This window comes from Pseudomonas sediminis, from assembly GCF_002741105.1.
GTDB lineage: Bacteria > Pseudomonadota > Gammaproteobacteria > Pseudomonadales > Pseudomonadaceae > Aquipseudomonas > Aquipseudomonas sediminis.
Window position 1 is genome coordinate 1,008,120 of the sequence record NZ_NIQU01000001.1, and the last position, 19,558, is coordinate 1,027,677.

The window sequence follows — 19,558 nt, forward strand, 5'->3', positions numbered from 1 at the left end:
CATCAAACCACTTCAGGCGCATTCTTATTGCGGGTTGGCACGGGTGCTGGACAGCAGCGACTTCAGACTGGCCGCTTTCGGTTTCACCAGCCAGAACTTGCGCAGGTAATCGTCCAGGTTCTCCAGCAGGTTCTGCCCCCACTCGCTACCGGTTTCCTCGACATACTCGGCGAGCACGCTTTCCAGGTGGCTGCGGTAGGCCTCCATCGCTTCGTTGTTGATGCGTTGGATTTCCACCAGCTCGTGGTTGACGCGGTCGTAGAAGCCGTTGTCCATGTCGAGCACGTAGGCGAAGCCGCCGGTCATGCCCGAGCCGAAGTTGTAGCCGGTCTTGCCCAGTACGCAGACGAAACCGCCGGTCATGTACTCGCAGCAGTGGTCGCCAGTGCCTTCCACCACGGCATGAGCGCCGGAGTTGCGCACAGCGAAACGCTCACCCGCGGTGCCGGTGGCGAACAGCTTGCCGCCGGTAGCGCCGTACAGGCAGGTGTTACCGATGATGGCGCTGTCCTCGGTGGCGAACGGGCTGCCCGCAGGCGGGGTGATGACGATCTTGCCTGCGGTCATGCCCTTGCCGACGTAGTCGTTGGCGTCGCCTTCCAGGCGCAGGTGCAGACCACCGGCGTTCCACACGCCGAAGCTCTGACCAGCAGTACCCTTGAAGCGGAAGGTGATCGGCGCGCCGTTCATGCCCTGGTTGCCATGCACACGAGCGATCTCACCGGAAATGCGCGCACCGATGGAGCGGTCGCAGTTGCCGATGCTCAGCTCGAACTCACCACCGGTCTTACCGGCGATGGCGTCCTTGGCCATTTCCACCATCTTCTCGGCCAGCAGGCCTTCGTCAAACGGCGGGTTCTTCGGCACCTGGCAGAACTGCGGCTTGTCAGCCGGGATGTGTGCGCTGGCCAGCAGCGGCGACAGATCCAGGTTGCCCTGTTTGGCGGTTTCGCCCGGCAGCACTTCGAGCAGGTCGGTGCGGCCGATCAGCTCTTCCAGGCTGCGCACGCCCAGCTTGGCCAGCCACTCGCGGGTTTCCTCGGCGACATAGGTGAAGAAGTTCATCACCATCTCGACGGTGCCGATGAAGTGATCCTTGCGCAGCTTGTCGTTCTGCGTGGCCACGCCGGTGGCGCAGTTGTTCAGGTGGCAGATGCGCAGGTATTTGCAGCCCAGAGCCACCATCGGTGCGGTGCCGAAGCCGAAGCTCTCGGCGCCGAGGATGGCTGCCTTGATCACGTCCAGGCCGGTCTTCAGACCGCCGTCGGTCTGTACCCGCACCTTGCCGCGCAGGTCGTTGCCGCGCAGGGTCTGGTGGGTTTCGGCCAGACCCAGCTCCCACGGCGCGCCGGCATAACGGATGGAGGTCAGCGGCGAAGCGCCGGTACCGCCGTCGTAACCGGAAATGGTGATCAGGTCGGCGTAGGCCTTGGCCACACCGGCAGCGATGGTGCCGACACCGGCTTCCGCCACCAGCTTGACCGACACCAGTGCCTTCGGGTTGACCTGCTTGAGGTCATAGATCAGCTGCGCCAGGTCTTCGATCGAGTAGATGTCGTGGTGCGGCGGCGGCGAGATCAGGGTCACGCCCGGCACCGCGTAGCGCAGCTTGGCGATCAGACCGTTGACCTTACCGCCCGGCAACTGGCCGCCCTCGCCGGGCTTGGCACCCTGGGCCACCTTGATCTGCAGCACTTCGGCGTTGACCAGGTATTCCGGGGTCACACCGAAACGGCCGGTAGCCACCTGCTTGATCTTCGAGCTCTTGATGGTGCCGTAGCGGGCCGGGTCTTCGCCGCCCTCACCGGAGTTGGAGCGACCGCCCAGGCGGTTCATCGCCTCAGCCAGCGCCTCGTGCGCCTCCGGCGACAGCGCACCGAGGGAGATGCCCGCGGCGTCGAAGCGCTTGAAGATCGATTGCAGCGGTTCGACTTCGTCCAGGCTGATAGGCGCACTGGACTCCTTGACCTTGAGCAGGTCACGGATCATCGACACCGGACGGGTGTCGACCAGCTTCGAGTATTCCTTGTACTTCTCGTAGTTGCCCTGCTGCACGGCGTCCTGCAGCGTGCGTACCACGTCAGGGTTGTAGGCGTGGTACTCGCCGCCGTAGACGAACTTGAGCAGGCCGCCCTGCTGGATCGACTTGCGGTTGTTCCAGGCCTCGAAGGACAGCAGCTTCTGCTCGCTTTCGATATCGACGAAACGCGCACCCTGGATGCGGCTGGCCACACCCCGGAAGCACAGCTCGGTGACTTCGTCAGCCAGGCCGACCGCCTCGAACAGTTGCGCACCGCGATAGGACGCGACCGTGGAGATGCCCATCTTCGACAGGATCTTCAACAGACCTTTGGAGATGCCCTTGCGGTAGTACTTGAAGACTTCGTACAGATCGCCCAGCACTTCGCCGGTGCGGATCAGGTCGCCCAGCACTTCGTAAGCCAGGAACGGGTAGACCGCCGAGGCACCGAAGCCCAGCAGCACGGCATAGTGGTGCGGGTCACGCGCAGTGGCGGTTTCCACCAGGATGTTGCAGTCGCAGCGCAGACCTTTCTCGGTCAGGCGGTGATGCACGGCACCAGTGACCAGCGCGGCATGCGCCGGCAGCTTGCCCGGAGCGATGTGGCGGTCGGTCAGTACCAGCAGCACCTTGCCGGCACGCACAGCTTCCTCGGCCTGATCGGCCATGTTGCGCACGGCGGCTTCCAGGCCCAGCGACTCGTCGTAGTTCATGTCGATGACATGACGGTCGAAGCCCGGGCGATCCAGGTTCATCAGCGCACGCCACTTGGCCGGCGAAATCACCGGGCTGCTGAGGATCACGCGGGTAGCGTGCTCCGGCGACTCGCTGAAGATGTTGCGCTCGGCGCCCAGGCAGATTTCCAGGGACATGACGATCGCTTCACGCAGCGGGTCGATCGGCGGGTTGGTGACCTGCGCGAACTGCTGGCGGAAGTAATCGTACGGCGAGCGCACGCGCTGGCTGAGTACGGCCATCGGCGTGTCATCGCCCATGGAGCCGACGGCTTCCTGGCCCTGCTCACCGAGCGGGCGCAGCACCTGGTCACGCTCCTCGAAGGTGACCTGGAACATCTTCATGTACTGCTTGAGCTGATCCGGGTCGTAGAAGGCCGAACCATGATCGCGGTCTTCCAGCGTCGCCTTGATGCGCTGGGCATGCTTGCGCAGCCACAGCTTGTAGGGGTGGCGCGACTTCAGGCGGCTGTCGATGGACTCGGTATCCAGCACCTGGCCAGTTTCGGTATCGACCGCGAGGATCTGCCCTGGGCCGACACGGCCCTTGGCGATGACGTCCTCGGGCTGGTAATCCCACACGCCGATTTCCGACGCCAAGGTGATGTAGCCGTTCTTGGTGGTGACCCAACGCGCCGGGCGCAGCCCGTTACGGTCGAGCAGGCACACGGCATGGCGGCCATCGGTCAGTACCACGCCGGCCGGGCCATCCCAGGGCTCCATGTGCATGGAGTTGTATTCGTAGAACGCGCGCAGGTCGGCGTCCATGGTCTCGACGTTCTGCCAGGCCGGCGGAATGATCATGCGCAGGCCACGGAACAGGTCGATGCCACCGGTGACCATCAGCTCGAGCATGTTGTCCATGCTCGAGGAGTCGGAACCGACACGGTTGACCAGCGGGCCCAGCTCGTCGAGATCGGGAATCATCTCGTTGGCGAACTTGGTGCGACGGGCCTGCGCCCAGTTGCGGTTGCCAGTGATGGTGTTGATCTCACCGTTGTGCGCGAGATAACGGAAAGGTTGTGCCAGCGGCCACTTCGGCAGGGTGTTGGTGGAGAAGCGCTGGTGGAAGACCGCGATGGCGGTCTGCAGGCGCTCGTCACCCAGGTCCGGGTAGAACTGCTGCAGGTCCGCCGGCATCATCAGACCTTTGTAGATGATGGTCTTGTGCGAGAAGCTGCAGATGTAGTGGTCGCTGTCGTTGGCATTGGCGACAGACGAGCGACGGCGGGCACTGAACAGCTTGATTGCGAATTCCTGGTCGGACAGGCCATCACCACCGATGAACACCTGCTCGATCTGCGGCAGACGCTCCAGCGCCAGGCGACCCAGCACGCTGGTGTCGATCGGCACCTTGCGCCAGCCCACCAGTTGCAGGCCGGCCGCGAGGATCTCGCGGTTCATGTTCTCGCGCGCGGTTTCGGCCTTGGCCGAATCCTGATTGAAGAACACCATGCCCACCGCATATTGCGCAGGCAGTTCGACGCCGAATTGCTCCTGAGCGATCGCGCGCAGGAATTGGTCGGGCTTCTGGATCAGCAGGCCACAGCCATCACCGGTCTTGCCGTCGGCGTTGATACCGCCGCGGTGAGTCATGCAGGTGAGGGCCTCAATAGCGGTATTGAGCAGGTGATGACTAGGCTCACCTTGCATATGGGCGATCAAGCCGAAGCCGCAGTTATCCTTGAACTCATCAGGACGGTACAAACCTGCTTTCATAGGGGAAACTCTCACCAGGCTGCCTAAACTTCAGGCAAATTGCTTTCTAATTCAATGACTTGAACCCGAAAAGCGGGCACGGGCCAGCTTTGCATGGGCAAAAGGGAGGTCATTGTACATATCCACCCATCTCGTCACAAATTTTCGTGACGAGAGGGTGAAAGTTTATGTCGCAAAAACGAAGGATAAGACCGCAAGGTCGTGCTAACGACCAGGCGGTCATCTTGGGACAGAGCGTCTAACGGCTCATTTCCTGCTGGATACTGCCCAACGTACGAGGCCAGGGTTTACCGGCCTGCAGCTTGGCCGGCAGAGTTTTCACGGCCGCCTGAGCGGCGTCGCGACTGGCAAAACTACCATAGGTCAGCACATACAGCGGCTGTCCCTGGTGGACCTTCTTGAAATAACGATATTCGCTACCGCCCTCACGCACCAACGCCTGAATATTGGCCTCCGAACGCGAACCGACCACCTGCAAGGCATAGCGGGACGCCGGTTGCTGCGCGTACCAACTCCCCGCATGTGCATTGGCCGCTGCCGTAGCGGGCGCAGGCTTGGGCGTCGCAGCCGGAGCGGGAGCGGGAGCGGGGGCCGGAGTCGCTGGTTTGGGTGTAGCCGGTTCAGGCTGCTGTGCAGGTGCAGGTGCAGGTGCAGGTGCAGGTGCAGGTGCAGGTGCAGGTGCAGCAGCGATTGGGGCAGATGGCAAAGTCACTGTCGAGGGTTCGGGTGAGGCCGGGGGCTCGAAGTTATCCAATTCTTCGCCAGCCGCCTCAGCCAACGGCTGGCGAATCACGCTCTGGGACTCACCCACCAACGGCAACGGTAGTGGCTGACTGGCTCCCGCGAACTCGATAGCTGGCGCGCGACTTTCTGTAGCAGGCGCTTGCGCCGGCTCTTCAGCTTCTGCGGCCGGCGTGGACGACTGCAAAGGTAGCGACGAGTTGCTGGCCACCGGCGCAGGCGGGGCAGATTCCCGTCCCTGCATGAACCAGGCAGCAGCAACGCCGACCAACACGACGGCCAGCGCCAACAGATGCTTTTTCGGCAGGGCAAAACCGCCGCCCGTACCACGACCAGCCGAGCGCTGTGCGAGCATCTGCTCGACCAACAGTTCACGCGCCTCGTGGTTGATTGCTCCGGGCCACCCCTGAGCACGAACATGAATGTCCTCGATCTGCTCTTCGGTCAACAGATCAATACTCTGGCCGGCGCCATTGAGCCGCTGAGCCAGGTAGTCGCGCGTTTCCTCTTCAGCGTACGGCTGAAGCTCGATCGCGTGATAACACTCCTCGCCACCTGCCAACGCTTCCAAGCGCGCCAACAGATCCTGCTCCGCAAACAGAAAGATATGCGGACGCCCCTCGGCATTGCCCGCTGCAAGCGCCAAGACGCTTTTGAGCGCCGCGTCATCCAGCTGATCAGCGTCGTCGACCAGCAGATAAACCTCTTGCCCGGTCAACGCCAACTGCCCTACCTGCGCCAGAATCGAACGCACATCGGCCTGAGCTATGGACAGCCCCTGAGCGACCTGGCGCAGCAGCGCCTCGCTACCGGTGACACCCTGCGCAACGACAATGCTCTGCACCGCCTGCTTGTTAGTGCTGGCAACCAATGCCTGACGCAGCAGCGTCTTGCCACTGCCTTCGGGACCGACCACGGCGAGCAACAGCTGGCTGTAACGCGCCAGGTGATGCAATTGCCCCAGCACCGGCTTGCGCTGCGCCGGGAAGAACTTGAAGCCAGGCACTCGTGGCGCAAAGGGGTCGTGACTGAACTGGTAATGCGCCAGGAAAGCTTCGTCAGCATGCAAACTGGTCATGAATCACTCTTCAAGAGTTGGACGACTGAGCCAGCGCGGCGTAATCGCTACGCAGCGTGGCGTCGAGAATCTCACGCGGGTAATCGGCAGTCACTACAGCCTCACCCAAACGCTTTAGCAACACGAGACGCAGCTGACCATCGAGCACCTTCTTGTCCACTGCCATATGCTCGAGGAATTGCGCAGGCGTCATATCCTGCGGCGGCACCACTGGCAGCCCGGCCGCCTGCAACAGGCGTACACCTCGGTCTCGATCCGCTGCCGATAGCCAGCCCAGGCGATAGGACATTTCCAACGCCATCACCGTTCCAGCGGAAACGGCCTCGCCATGCAGCCACACACCATACCCTTGCTCGGTCTCGATGGCATGCCCAAAGGTGTGACCGAGATTGAGAGTGGCGCGCACTCCCGACTCACGCTCGTCCGCACCGACGACACGCGCCTTGGCCGCACAGGATTGCTCGATAGCATAGGTAAGCGCCTGCTGATCAAGTGCACGCAAGGCTGGCATATTCTGCTCCAGCCATGCCAGGAAGGGCTCATCGCAGATCAGACCATACTTGATGACTTCGGCAAGGCCAGCCGACAACTCGCGAACAGGCAAGGTATCAAGACTGCTCGTGTCGATCACAACGGCTTTGGGCTGGTAGAAGGCACCTACCATGTTTTTGCCCAACGGATGATTGATGCCAGTCTTGCCACCCACCGAGGAGTCAACCTGCGAAAGCAGAGTCGTCGGGACCTGGATGAAATCGACACCACGCTGATAACAGGCCGCAGCAAAGCCCGCCATATCACCAATCACCCCCCCCCCAAGCGCCACGACAGTGGTGCGCCGATCATGTCGAGCGCTCAGCAGGCCATCGAAGATCAGCTGCAAGGTTTCCCAGTTTTTGAACGCCTCACCGTCGGGCAACACCACAGAGGTAACGCTATAGCCTTCGAGCACCTGTAGCAGCGCTTGCAGATACAACGGCGCGACGGTTTCGTTGGTCACGATTGCCACCTGCCGACCAGCTATGTGCTGTGTGAGCAGTGCAGGGCGAGACAGCAACCCCTGACCGATATAAATGGGATAGCTGCGTTCAGCGAGATCGACGTGAAGAGTCTGCATGAGGCCCCCAGGAGAAAAAGGCCACTAGGATAGCGCAGTTCGCCCCGCGCTTTAACGGGGCGAGAGGGCTTCCAGGCGCAAGAGAATTTCCTGAACCACCATGCGTGGCGGACGCTCATCCGTCTCGATGATGATATCGGCGACCTCTCGGTATAGAGGATCACGCATGGCCATCAGATCTCTGAGCACCTGAGACGGATTGGCCGTGCGCAGTAACGGGCGATTGCGATCACGCGACGTGCGGTCGATCTGCTGTTCCACAGAAGTATGCAGGTAGACGACTCGCCCACCCGCATGCAGAGCCTGACGATTCTCCGGGCGCATGACTGCCCCACCGCCAGTGGCCAACACAAGACCGTCCTGCATCGAGAGCTCGGCGATCACCGCCCGCTCCCGCTCACGAAAGCCCTGCTCACCCTCGACATCGAATATCCAGGGTATGTCGGCACCGGTACGCTGCTCGATCTCCTTGTCGGAGTCCTTAAAAGACAAACGCAGTTCTTTAGCAAGCAAACGCCCGATGGTGCTCTTTCCAGCTCCCATCGGGCCAACGAGGATTACATTCCGCACTTAGGTCATCGGTTCACGGCAATGGCTTGGTTGTTCATGATGCGCGGAGTGATGAAAACCAGCAACTCGGCTTTGTTGTCCCGAATGATATCTCGACGGAACACACGCCCCAAGAACGGTAGATCACCCAAAAATGGCACCTTCTCGACCGCACTCGTTTGGGTGTTGGAGAACACACCGCCAATCACGATGGTTTCACCATCGTTGACCAAAACCTTGGCGTTGACCTCGTTCTTGTTGAGCGGAGGGACTCCATTGACCAAATTCGCGAAATCAGGCGCATCTTTCGTGACCTTGACCTCCATGATAATGCGATTATCCGGAGTAATTTGCGGAGTAACTTCCAGAGCCAGCGCTGCCTCTTTGAATGACGTAGTGGTAGCGCCACTCGAGCTGGCCTCCTGATAAGGAACCTCCTGCCCTTTCAAGATCTTTGCCGTTTCCTTGTCAGAGGTAACAACTTTCGGCTGCGATACGATCTCGCCGTTGCCAGTTTTTTCCATAGCAGACAGCTGAAGATCAAGAACGATATTGCTCCCCAAATAACCTATAGCAATACCAGACGTGCTGTTCTGCACCCCCATGTCGACGAAGGGCAAGTTGGCAAGACCATCGTCCACCGTGGTATTACCAATCGTGTCGGTACCCAAAAATTTACGCTGTCCAGTGTCTTCATCGAAAATCTGCGCACCATCTTTGCCACTGACATCCCATCGACCATTACGCACCGATCCCCCCCAGCGCACGCCAAGAGCCTTATCATAATCGACGTTGGCCTCAACGATACGCGCTTCGATCATGACCTGCCTGACCGGGATATCGAGCTGCGCAACGATACGGCGTAGCTCGTCTAGGCGTTCCTGGGTCTGATACGCGATGATACTGTTGGTACGATCATCAACAGTGATGGAGCCACGACTATCAGGAGTACCATCGGCACTTGTGACCGACTGAAAGAGCTTGGCCATATCGGTAGCTTTTGCATAGTTCACCTGAATCAGCTCACGACGCAGCGGAGCGAGTTCGGCAATCTGCTTCTGCGACTCCAGCTCCTGGCGCTCACGAGCAGCGATTTCGTCCGCCGGGGCCACCAGCAGGACGTTACCAATCTGACGCTTATCCAGACCCTTGGTCTTCAACACCAGATCAAGTGCCTGATCCCAAGGCACATTCTGCAGACGCAGGGTGATGTTGCCGGCGACAGTGTCACTCGCCACCAGATTCAGATCGGTAAAATCGGCGATCAACTGCAGAACGGAACGCACATCAATATCCTGGAAGTTAAGCGACAGCTTCTCCCCGGTGTAAGCGAAACGCTCCGCCTTACGGCGCTCGACATCGTCCTGACTGAGAGGCTTGACGCTCAAGGTCAGCTTGTTCTCGGTCTGATAGGCCAGGAAGTCATACAAACCGACCGGCTCGACCAGAATACTGGTTTTATCAGCACTACCCGTGGCGCTGACGAATTGCACGGGCGTTGCGAAATCTTTCACATCCAGGCGTACACGCAGGGACTCAGGCAGCTCAGTCTTGGCAAAATCCAGACGAATCTTCCCACCCTGTTCTTGGATATCAGGGCTTATCGAGGCATCGGAAAGGGTAATGACAATATTACCCTCGCCCTGCTCACCACGCTGAAAGTCGATATTGCTGATTGCTTTCGCCTGCGCCCCGTAGGTTTTCTTGGGCGGAGCAGCCGTTACCGACGCTGGCGCCGACGCAGAGGGTCGCGCTGCGGCTGCAGAGGCATCTCCAACCAAGACATACAGATCGTTACCCTCGACTCGCGTGCTGTATGGCGCCAGATTGGTGAGGTTGACGATCAGACGGGTACGGTCCTTGGCTTCGACGATGGTGACGCTACGCGCATTGCCGACACCCAGCTCACGATTCTTGGAGCCGAGCTTGTTCGATACCCCCGGCAGGTCCAGAGCAATACGCGCAGGCTGCTCGATGGTATAGCCGCGAGGAGCCGTTACCGGCTCATCGAAGGACAGCTTCAGCTCAACCCGATCACCGGGCAAGCTGGCGACATTCAAATCCTGGAGATTGGCCGCCAATACCGCGGGCGACAGCAGCGCCGCCAACAGGGCGACGCTAAGACGCGAAAGAGAGCCGTTCATTTTCGTATCCCGTGTGGCAGACAGATTATTTATATTCATTTTTTACCCCGCCCCCTCAGGAGCGCTCCTTCAAGGAAAGGCTGCGTGGTCGCTCAAGCCAGCCACCTTCGCCATCTGGAACAATTTCCATAACATCGATCTTGGAGTCATCGATCACGAGAATCTTGCCGTGGTTACGCCCCAGATAGTCGCCAACTTTTACACGATGAACACCACCCGCGCCGTTAACCAGAGCGAATAACTGGCGATCATTCCTCAGCGTGCCAACCATCTCGAATGTTTCAATATTGAAACCCTCGAGGAATTGCTTGACACGACTTTCATCCGGCTTAATCTCCGGCGCCCCCTTCTGCCGAGTGACGACATCGATTTTAACCGGAGGCTGAAAGGGGCTACGCAAGGACGCAGCACGGTAGGTGAAGCTTTCATAGGGTTGAAACGTCGGCAGCGGCTCAATAGCGCCTTTAGGCTTTGCGCGTACTTCATCCATATAGGTGCGCAGGTCGGAAAAATCACTACCGACACCGCACCCGGCCAAGAAAACGAAACCTGTCACCAGAACCAAACGAGAGAAACTCATTGTTGAGCCCCCTTATCATTGTAGCGATAGGTCTTGGCCATGATCTGCATGTTCAGGCGGCTGGAGTTTTCAGTACTGGCGGGTGCCAACTGGAAGTCATGCAAGGTGACGATACGCGGCAGACTAGCGACACCGCTTACGAAAGTAGCAAGGTCGTGATAGCTACCGGTGACTTTGATCTGAATCGGCAGCTCGATATAGAACTGCTGAGCCACTTCCGGCAACAGCTTGATCTCTTCGAATTCCAAGCCACTGCCCAAGCCGGTACGAGTGATATCCTCCAGCAACCCAGGAACCTCGGTGTCGCTTGGCAGTTGACGTAAAAGAGCGCCAAAGGAAACTTCCATTTCCTGCATCTGCTCTTTGTAAGCTTCCAGATTCGCAGCCTGAAATGCTTTGCTGGAGAACTGCTCCTTCAGCGTCACTTCTTCTCGCTGACGCTGCTCCAACATGCTTTGCATATCTTTGAGGTGGAAGTTGTAACCCAACACCAGAACGATAATAAGCAGCAGTAGGCCAGCAATGAATTTAACCGCGCCAGGCCACGACCCAACATTGTTCAAATCAAGTTCATTGATATCAATGCTACGCAGGCTGTCCAGGGAATTCTTAATACTCATTTAGCCGCCTCCGCCTTTTCCTGATCAGGCTGTGTCTGCTGGACAGTCAGCTGAAACACATTCGCCTGATCCAAAGCCCCTGCTGTGACAGCTTTGACTTCGGTCAGATTGGGCGCGGCCAACCACTCCGAACCATCCAAGTTACGCATCAGATTCGAGACGCGATTATTCGACTCTGCCGCACCAATGATGGCGATGCTCTTACCCGTCATTTTCACACTGGTAAAATACACACCGTCCGGAAGCGTTCTCACCAACTGGTCGAACACACGACCGATGATTGGTCGATTGCCCTGCAGGTCCTGGATGATCTTCATGCGCTCCAGCAATTGCTGGCGACGCGTTCTCAGCTCACTGATTTCCTTGATACGCGCATCGAGAACTGCGATCTCCTTCTTTATGAAGTCATTTCGCGCATTCTGGTTACTGATCGCCGAACTGAGAAATTGATCACCCAGAAAGACCAAGCCAGCAGCCACAACGAGGACACCGACCAGGCTTACCAAAAACCGCTGTTTGCGCTCCTCGCGCAGCTGTTCACGCCAGGGAAGTAAGTTAATCCGCGCCATCAGTCGAAACTCCTCATCGCCAGACCACAGGCAATCATCAGTGCCGGCGCATCACTGGCCAGCGCACCGGCATTGACCTTGCTGCTCAGCGCCATATCGGCAAAGGGATTGGCAACTAGCGTCTGCGTACCGATCTTCTGCTGGATCAGTCGATCGAGATCAGGAATGGACGCAGTACCACCAGCCAGGAGGATGTAGTCGACATCATTGAATTGCCCAGCGGCGAAGAAGAACTGCAGCGAGCGCGAAACCTGCTGAACGACAGCTTCTTTGAACGGTTGCAAAACCTCGCTGTCGTAGTCATCTGGAAGACCACCTTGTTTCTTGGCAAGACCAGCTTCCTCGACCGACAGGCCATAGCGGCGCTGAATTTCCTCGGTCAGTTGCTTGCCACCGAAAAGCTGCTCGCGGGTGTAGATGGTGCGGCCATTGTGCAGAACACTGAGCGTGGTCATCGTCGCGCCGATATCCACCACCGCGACAGTCAACTCGTCGTGACCGCCACCCAACTGCGCCTCCAGCAAACCGTAAGCGCGCTCGAGGGCATAAGCCTCGACATCGACCACTTTCGCGGTAAGCCCGGCGAGCGCGAGGGCTGCTTCGCGGACCTCCACGTTCTCCTTACGGCATGCAGCCAGCAGCACCTCAACCCGCTCAGGATTACGCGGCGCCGGGCCCTGCACTTCGAAATCGATGGCGACTTCTTCCAGCGGGTAGGGAATGTATTGGTCAGCCTCGATCTTCAGCTGGTTTTCCAGGTCATCTTCGGAAAGGCCGGCTTCCATTTCGATGGTTTTGGTGATGACCGCCGAACCAGCCACAGCAACCGCGGCCGTCTTGACACCGCTCTTGGCCTTGGCCAAAACGCGCGAGAGCGCCTGACCGACCCCCTCCAGCTCGGCGATGTTCTTCTCTACCACTGCGTTAGGTGGAAGCGGCTCGACGGAATAAGCCTCTACCTTGTAGCGGCTTCCCGAGCGACTCAGTTCGAGGAGCTTGACCGAAGTCGAGCTGATATCGATCCCCAGCAGCGTATTCGCTTTCTTAGTGAAGAGCCCTAGCACGACCGTTTTCCTATTGGCATCCGCGACTTACGGACTATTTATGTTTTTCCACATTAAATATCAGTCTTGACAGAAGCGCAAATGGCTCCCCGGGAAAAAAAACGCTTATAATGTGATCAGCTTTTCCCTTTTTGCCTCAGCCCCTGCTTAACTCATTCTTTTACTTGGAATTCCGAACATTTTGATACGCCTGCTGAAGTTCTTCTGGTGGTCTTGCGTTGCCGTTTTTTGTGGGCTGTTGCTCAGTTTCAGCGGCGCGTTTCTTTATCTTAGCCCGACCCTTCCGTCCGTCGAGTCGCTGCGCCAGGTCCAGCTGCAGATCCCCCTGCGCGTCTACAGCAGCGATGCCAAGCTGATCGCCGAGTTCGGCGAGATGCGCCGCTCGCCCATTCGCTTCGACGAGATCCCCAAGGAATTCATCAGCGCCCTGTTGGCCGCCGAAGACGATAATTTCGCCAATCATTATGGCGTCGATGTGACCAGCCTGATGCGCGCTGCCACGCAATTATTGAAAAGCGGCCAGATTCAGAGCGGCGGCAGCACCATCACCATGCAGGTGGCGAAGAATTTTTTCCTGACCAGCGAGCGCAGCTTCTCGCGCAAGGCCACCGAAATTCTCCTGGCGTTGCAAATCGAGCGCGAGCTGAGCAAGGACGAGATCCTCGAGCTTTACGTCAACAAGATCTACCTCGGCCACCGCGCATACGGCATCGAAGCTGCCGCACAGGTCTACTACGGCAAGTCGATCCGCGACCTCAACCTGGCACAGATGGCGATGATCGCCGGCCTGCCGAAAGCCCCCTCGCGCTACAACCCACTGGTCAACCCGACTCGCGCCAAGGAGCGCCGCGACTGGATTCTCGGCCGCCTGTATCGCCTGGGTCGCATCGACCAGGCTAGCTACGAGGAAGCGCTTGCCGAGGTGGTCGACGCACGCTATCACGTTCCTGCACCAGAACTCAGCGCACCTTATATAGCCGAGATGGCGCGTGCCGAAATGGTCGGCCGTTATGGCAGCGAGGCCTATACGGAAGGCTTCAACGTCACCACCACCGTGCCCAGCCATCTGCAGGAAGTGGCCAACAGCGCACTACGTGATGGACTGATCGCCTATGATCAACGCCATGGCTACCGCGGCCCTGAAAGCCGCCTGCCAGGCATGACACGTGAAACCTGGCTCGCTGAACTGGGCAAGTTTCGCAGCATCGGCGGCCTGGAGCCGGCAGTGGTTACCCAGGTCGAGAAAAGCGGCATCCTGGTGCTGACCCGCAACGGCGAAGAACAGGCCGTGGCCTGGGACAGCATGAAGTGGGCGCGCCCCTTCCTCAATACCAACAGCCTTGGCCCACGCCCGCAGCAGCCCGGCGATGTCGCTCAGGTGGGCGATATCGTGCGCGTGCAGCGCCAGGAAGATGGCAGCCTGCTTTTCGTCCAGGTCCCAGCGGCGCAGAGCGCACTGGTTTCCCTCGATCCATACAGCGGCGCCATTCAATCACTGGTCGGCGGATTCTCGTTCGACCAGAGCAACTACAACCGCGCCGTACAGGCCAAGCGCCAGCCAGGCTCGAGCTTCAAGCCCTTCATTTATAGTGCGGCACTGGATAGCGGTTACACCGCTGCGACGCTGGTCAACGATGCGCCAATTATTCTCTCTGACGACTACCTGTCGCAGAAATGGCGACCGAAGAACGATAACAACACCTTCCTCGGCCCGATTCGTATGCGCGAAGCGCTGTACAAGTCGCGCAACCTGGTTTCCATCCGCCTGCTGCAGGACATGGGCATCGACCGCAGCCTGCGTTATATCGAGCGCTTCGGCTTCGCCCCGCAGGACCTGCCGCGCAACCTGTCGCTGGCCCTTGGCACTGCCAGCCTGACGCCGATGGAAATCGCCGAGGGCTGGGCCACCTTCGCCAATGGCGGCTACAAGATCGAGCCCTACCTGATCGAACGCATAGATGACCGCAACGGTAAACCGCTGTTCCGCGCCAACCCGGCGCGCGCCCCAGGCAGCGAGCCGACCGAGGAGAATGCCAACCTTACGGTTAACGCGGCCGACGATCTGCCCCTGGAAGAACCCAAGGTAGCTGAGCAGATCATCGACGAGCGCACGGCCTACATCATGACCAGCATGCTGCAGGATGTAATCAAGCGCGGCACCGGTCGCCGCGCCCTTGCACTGGGTCGTAACGACCTGGCGGGCAAGACCGGTACCACCAACGAGTCCAAGGACAGCTGGTTCTCCGGCTACAACGCCGACTACGTAACCACTGTCTGGGCCGGCTTCGATCAGCCGGAAAGTCTCGGCCGCCACGAGTATGGCGGCACCGTCGCACTACCCATCTGGATGGGCTACATGGGCGCGGTACTCAAGGACCGCCCCAACCATCTACCCAAAGAACCCAAGGGCCTGCTGACGCTGCGCGTCGACCCGGTCAGTGGCCGCGCTGCCGCACCTGGTACGCCGGACGCCTACTTCGAGCTGTTCAAAAGCGAAGACTCGCCACCACCGATGAGTGAGTTCGAGCCCGGCATGGGCGCTCCTGGCAGCCCGCTACCGGCCGATGAAATGGCGCCGATCGATCTGTTCTGATCGGCACTTCGCCCACACGAGCAAAAGCTCGTATCCGGGAGAAAGCGACAGACAACAAAAAACCCGCCTAGGCGGGTTTTTTGTTTGTGCATTCAGCCGGCTTAGCCGTTGAACACATCATCCACCGAGGTCAGCGGATAGTGCTTCGGGTACGCCAGGGTCGCTACGCCGGACTCAATGGCAGCCCTGGCCACGGCATCGCAAACCACAGTGATCAGACGCTGATCCATCGGCTTCGGAATGATGTACTCACGCCCGAACGACAGCTCGATACCGCCGTAGGCGTCACAGACATCCTGCGGCACCGGCAGCTTGGCCAGGTCACGCAGCGCCAGCGCTGCAGCGATCTTCATCTCTTCGTTGATACGGGTGGCACGAACGTCCAGAGCACCACGAAAGATGAAGGGGAAGCCCAGCACGTTGTTGACCTGGTTCGGGTAGTCGGAACGACCGGTAGCCATGATTACGTCGCTGCGGGTCTCATGCGCCAGTTCCGGCTTGATTTCCGGGTCCGGGTTGGAGCAAGCGAAGACGATCGGATTGGCCGCCATGCGCTTGAGGTCTTCCGGGCTCAGCAGGTTGGCACCGGACAGGCCGACGAACACGTCAGCACCGTCGAGCGCATCGGACAGCGTGCGCTTGTCGGTCTCGGTGGCGAACACGGCCTTGTATTGGTTGAGGTCGTCGCGACCGGCATGGATCACACCCTTGCGGTCGATCATGAAGATGTTCTCGACCTTGGCACCCATGCTCACCAGCAGCTTCATGCAGGAGATAGCAGCAGCGCCGGCACCCAGGCAGACGATCTTCGCTTCTTCGAGCGTTTTGCCAGCGATCTCCAGGGCGTTGAGCATACCGGCAGCGGTCACGATAGCGGTGCCGTGCTGGTCATCGTGGAAGACCGGGATGTCGCACTGTTCGATCAGCGCGCGCTCGATCTCGAAACACTCGGGGGCCTTGATATCTTCCAAGTTGATGCCGCCGAAGGTGATGGAAATGCGTTTTACGGTGTCGATGAAGGCCTGCGGGCTTTCCGAATCGACTTCGATATCGAACACGTCGATGCCGGCGAAACGCTTGAACAGTACACCTTTACCTTCCATCACCGGCTTGGAAGCCAGTGGGCCGAGGTTACCCAGACCGAGGATGGCGGTACCGTCGGAAATCACGGCTACCAGGTTGCCTTTACCGGTGTAACGGTAGGCCAGCTCGGCATCACGCGCGATTTCGCGAACCGGCTCGGCGACACCCGGGCTGTAGGCCAGCGACAGGTCGCGGGCGGTAGCAGTGGCTTTGGTCAACTCGACACTCAGCTTACCGGGGCGGGGCTGGGCGTGATATTCGAGAGCGGCAGTTTTTAGATCTGACATAGTGGCATTTCCGCTTTTGTTGGCTGTTGAACGGGCAGGCGGCCGAGGATACGCAAGTTGTATACACCTGCACAAGACCGTTCGGTCGCGATTGAAGCGCCGCACTAGCGCAGCGTTTTCAGCCACTCGCCAGAGCGCGGCTCACCGCTTGGATAGAGCCCATTGAGCAAACGCAACTGGGCCTCGCCGTCAGTTGGTAGCGGCGAGTCCTTGGCCAGAGTGGACAGGCTCTGCCCCGCTTTGGCCCGTACCAAGCGCAAGCGCACCGGCTCGGCCAGCTTGCGTTCGGCCGCCTTCAGCGGTCGGTAACTGCGGATGACCTCGAGGAAACGCTGGTCCTCGGTTTCCAGCGAAGCGCGCCCCTTCACCGCCCCCACGAAGAGGTAAGCACTCTCGCCGCGATAGATCACCGCCACGCGACGCGCCGACTGCCCCTGCAACACCGCCGTATAGCCTTGCAGCGCCCCCAGACGCAGCTCCTCACCCGCGACCAGACGCTGATTGCCAACGCGCCGGCGCAGATACTCGGCGGGCGAAAGCTGCTTGTCCGCTGCCTCCAGCGTCATGGCGATAAAGGCTTGCTCATCCTGGGTATGGCCGATAAGTACATCGGGACGATTGACCAGTTGCCAGCCCTGCGGATAGGTCAGAGTGAAATCCAGTTCGCCGTGATAGAAATGGCGTCCGCGGCGAATGCCACTGGCCGCCGAATCGCCGAACACCAGGCCGTCGAGCATCTGCAGAAACTTGTCACGCCCCACTTCCTGGTTGCCACCCACCAGCGCACTCGCCGGGCCGATCACCTCTTGCAAACGACGGTCATTATCCGGGTGCGTGTCGAACAAACCGTGGTAACCACCCGCCGCTGGCGCCTCTCCACGCTTGGCCGCCTGCTCGCGGGCGAAATCCTCCTGCCCCTTGAGCACCTTGACCACTTCGATCATCGCCTGCGGATCGTAGCCACCACGCGCCAGATATTGCGCGCCGAGGCCATCGGCCTCCAACTCCATGTCGCGGCCGTAGCCGCGCACGAAAGCATTGCCCATGACGCTGGTCAGATCGCCCAGCGCGCCGACACCGGTACCGATGGCGGCGGCCTGGCCGAGCAAGCCCCAGGCCGTGGACTGACTCTGCTGGCGCACGCTATGACGCGCCGTCACGTGGCCGACCTCGTGCCCCAGCACGGCGGCCAGCTCTGCCTCGGAGTTGAGGTAGGCGAGCAGGCCACGATGGATATAGATGTAGCCACCCGGCAACGCGAAGGCATTGACGTCCGGACTGTCCACCAGAGTGAAAACGTAGTTGAGCTGATTGCGATGACTGCTGCGCGCTACCCGCTCGCCAACGCGCTGGATATAGGCCTGCAACTTGGCGTCCTGATAGCGCGGGTATTGCTTGAGGATTTCCTGGTTATAACGCGCACCGAGCTCCAACTCCTGGCGTTCGCTCATCATCACGAAATCGTTGCGACCCGTTGCAGGATTGACCGCACAGCCCGCCAACCAGCCGCAGATAAGACACAGCGTCAATGCACGAATCATGGCAACACCTCCAGCATCGCCGAATGGGTAAGCGGCAGCATCCAGCGCGCCTGCCCGGATTTCAAGCCGCCGCGACTCTGGCGATCGATGACCCAGCCGCGCGCCTCCACCTGCCGCCCCTTGAGTTTCTCCAAGGCACGCACGTCGAACTCACCCAGCAGTTCCGGCGCCACGCGCAGCACCCGACTGCCATCGAGGTCGATCCAGAGGCCGCCGCGGTTGCGCTGCACACTGGTGACTCGCCCACCGAGCAAGGCGAAGCCGCCACCGCGCAACTGGCCAGCCGTCTTAACCTGCTCGTCACGCCACACGCCAAGCCGCTTGCTGCGCGCCTGGCGCTCGGCCTGCGCCTGGCAGGCCACCAGCGCGCTGTTGGGCGCCACCGCCACCATGAAGCCGAGGCCTTCGCCCAGCAGTTGCGCTTCGAGATTACGCCCCTGGCGGTTATAGAGATGGGCTAGGGTACGGCCGTAACGATCCTTGCGCTGTGCGCCGTAGAGCAGACCGACACGTCCGTCACCGGCATCGACCAGCGCCTGCAGACGACGCTTGGCCTGCACTGCGTAGGGCTCGTCACTGCGGCCCTTGCGGCCCAGCTCCGGCGCGTTGATACCGATCAGGCGAATGCTGCGCCCATCGGCCAGACGCACGGTGTCGCCATCAACCACCTGACGCACGGCAACCTGAGGCAGATCTGTGCGCAGCGGACAGAAGGCCTGAGCCAGATCGACGCAAAGCAGAGAAATGAAAAAGGCGCCCACCAGGGACGCCTTTTTCAGTATCACGGAGTGGCGCATGCCAGATTCCGCTTTCGTTCGGTCGCTTACTTGGCGCCGAATACGCCGAAGCGCTGCTTGAAGCGATCGATACGGCCGCCGGTGTCCAGCACTTTCTGCTTACCGGTGTAGAACGGGTGGCACTCGGAGCATACGTCGAGGCTCAGGTTCTTGCCCAGGGTGGAGCGGGTCTTGATCACGTTACCGCAGGAGCAGGTAGCGTCGATTTCGACGTAGTTCGGATGGATATCGGCTTTCATCGTGCTTTCCTCAGGGTAGTCGTGCCGCCACCCGACCAATGTCAGGCACCGCACAGAAATAGGCCGCGCATCTTACCAGACGCGTG

Annotated in this window: 14 protein-coding genes; 1 reads left to right on the plus strand and 13 read right to left on the minus strand. The window is 59.9% G+C overall.

The genetic code is table 11. The annotated features are described in order from the left end of the window. Positions 1 to 24: 24 nt before the first annotated feature. The 9 genes from gltB to CDO35_RS04690 form a co-directional block, all read right to left on the minus strand. Positions 25 to 4,473, minus strand: a complete 4,449-nt coding sequence (gltB, locus tag CDO35_RS04650) for a glutamate synthase large subunit (RefSeq protein WP_099522782.1) — start codon at positions 4,471 to 4,473, stop codon at positions 25 to 27. Between the two features lie 238 nt (positions 4,474 to 4,711). Further along, positions 4,712 to 6,292: an SPOR domain-containing protein gene (locus tag CDO35_RS04655; protein WP_099522783.1), complete on the minus strand. Its 1,581-nt coding sequence runs from the start codon at positions 6,290 to 6,292 to the stop codon at positions 4,712 to 4,714. A 10-nt stretch (positions 6,293 to 6,302) separates the two neighbouring features. After that, positions 6,303 to 7,406 carry a 3-dehydroquinate synthase gene (gene aroB, locus CDO35_RS04660; protein WP_099522784.1) on the minus strand — a complete coding sequence of 368 codons (1,104 nt, stop codon included), beginning with the start codon at positions 7,404 to 7,406 and terminating at the stop codon, positions 6,303 to 6,305. Between the two features lie 51 nt (positions 7,407 to 7,457). Then, positions 7,458 to 7,976, minus strand: coding sequence for a shikimate kinase AroK (aroK, locus tag CDO35_RS04665; protein WP_099522785.1), 519 nt, complete (start codon positions 7,974 to 7,976; stop codon positions 7,458 to 7,460). Positions 7,977 to 7,981: 5 nt separating this feature from the next. Continuing rightward, complete coding sequence (locus tag CDO35_RS04670) at positions 7,982 to 10,099, minus strand: type IV pilus secretin PilQ (protein WP_099522786.1); 2,118 nt, start codon at positions 10,097 to 10,099, stop codon at positions 7,982 to 7,984. A 55-nt stretch (positions 10,100 to 10,154) separates the two neighbouring features. After that, complete coding sequence (pilP, locus tag CDO35_RS04675) at positions 10,155 to 10,679, minus strand: type 4a pilus biogenesis lipoprotein PilP (protein ID WP_099522787.1); 525 nt, start codon at positions 10,677 to 10,679, stop codon at positions 10,155 to 10,157. Then, positions 10,676 to 11,299 (minus strand): type 4a pilus biogenesis protein PilO, encoded by a 624-nt coding sequence (pilO, locus tag CDO35_RS04680; protein WP_099522788.1) that lies wholly within the window; start codon positions 11,297 to 11,299, stop codon positions 10,676 to 10,678. Before pilO ends, pilP begins: the two co-directional genes overlap by 4 nt. Then, positions 11,296 to 11,868: a type 4a pilus biogenesis protein PilN gene (gene pilN / locus CDO35_RS04685; RefSeq protein ID WP_099522789.1), complete on the minus strand. Its 573-nt coding sequence runs from the start codon at positions 11,866 to 11,868 to the stop codon at positions 11,296 to 11,298. Before pilN ends, pilO begins: the two co-directional genes overlap by 4 nt. Continuing rightward, the gene (locus CDO35_RS04690; RefSeq protein WP_017678539.1) at positions 11,868 to 12,932 is read right to left on the minus strand and encodes a pilus assembly protein PilM; all 1,065 of its coding nucleotides are present in this window, start codon (positions 12,930 to 12,932) and stop codon (positions 11,868 to 11,870) included. Before CDO35_RS04690 ends, pilN begins: the two co-directional genes overlap by 1 nt. Before the next feature lie 184 nt (positions 12,933 to 13,116). Between CDO35_RS04690 and CDO35_RS04695 the strand changes: the two genes are divergently transcribed. After that, positions 13,117 to 15,525 (plus strand): penicillin-binding protein 1A, encoded by a 2,409-nt coding sequence (locus CDO35_RS04695; RefSeq protein ID WP_425048526.1) that lies wholly within the window; start codon positions 13,117 to 13,119, stop codon positions 15,523 to 15,525. 101 nt (positions 15,526 to 15,626) lie between these two features. On the opposite strand, the gene CDO35_RS04700 is transcribed toward CDO35_RS04695, so the two are convergent. The 4 genes from CDO35_RS04700 to rpmE all read right to left on the minus strand — a co-directional run bounded on the left by CDO35_RS04700 (position 15,627) and on the right by rpmE (position 19,472). Continuing rightward, positions 15,627 to 16,895 carry a malic enzyme-like NAD(P)-binding protein gene (locus CDO35_RS04700; protein WP_099522791.1) on the minus strand — a complete coding sequence of 423 codons (1,269 nt, stop codon included), beginning with the start codon at positions 16,893 to 16,895 and terminating at the stop codon, positions 15,627 to 15,629. 104 nt (positions 16,896 to 16,999) lie between these two features. Further along, on the minus strand, positions 17,000 to 18,436 hold the full coding sequence (locus CDO35_RS04705) for a M48 family metalloprotease (RefSeq protein ID WP_099522792.1): 1,437 nt from the start codon (positions 18,434 to 18,436) through the stop codon (positions 17,000 to 17,002). Beyond that, the gene (locus tag CDO35_RS04710; protein ID WP_099522793.1) at positions 18,433 to 19,233 is read right to left on the minus strand and encodes a thermonuclease family protein; all 801 of its coding nucleotides are present in this window, start codon (positions 19,231 to 19,233) and stop codon (positions 18,433 to 18,435) included. Before CDO35_RS04710 ends, CDO35_RS04705 begins: the two co-directional genes overlap by 4 nt. 26 nt (positions 19,234 to 19,259) lie before the next feature. After that, positions 19,260 to 19,472: a 50S ribosomal protein L31 gene (gene rpmE, locus CDO35_RS04715; RefSeq protein ID WP_003459015.1), complete on the minus strand. Its 213-nt coding sequence runs from the start codon at positions 19,470 to 19,472 to the stop codon at positions 19,260 to 19,262. Positions 19,473 to 19,558: the final 86 nt, after the last annotated feature.